2 tRNA genes are annotated in these 285 nt (G+C 45.6%); both read right to left on the bottom strand.

The annotated features are described in order from the left end of the window. Positions 1-14: 14 nt before the first annotated feature. Positions 15-87, bottom strand: a tRNA-Ala gene (locus tag FD32_RS06495). An 8-nt stretch (positions 88-95) separates the two neighbouring features. After that, a tRNA-Ile gene (locus FD32_RS06490) sits at positions 96-170 on the bottom strand. Positions 171-285: the final 115 nt, after the last annotated feature.

Here is a 285-nt window from a genome sequence, read left to right as displayed (position 1 = left end):
CTTACGACTAGCAATGGAGAATAACGGAATCGAACCGATGACCTCCTGCTTGCAAAGCAGGTGCTCTCCCAGCTGAGCTAATTCCCCAAAATATATGGGCCTAAATGGACTTGAACCATCGACCTCACGCTTATCAGGCGTGCGCTCTAAACCAACTGAGCTATAGGCCCAAATAAGCGTCATGTGTTTTGAAAGGTAAACCTCTCAAAACTAAACAAAGTTTCAACTAATGTGTAGGTTCCGTTTTATTCCTTAGAAAGGAGGTGATCCAGCCGCAGGTTCTCC

The sequence above is a fragment of the Limosilactobacillus panis DSM 6035 genome, assembly GCF_001435935.1.
In the GTDB taxonomy this organism is placed as follows: domain Bacteria; phylum Bacillota; class Bacilli; order Lactobacillales; family Lactobacillaceae; genus Limosilactobacillus; species Limosilactobacillus panis.
This window is presented reverse-complemented; position numbering and strand designations above follow the sequence as displayed.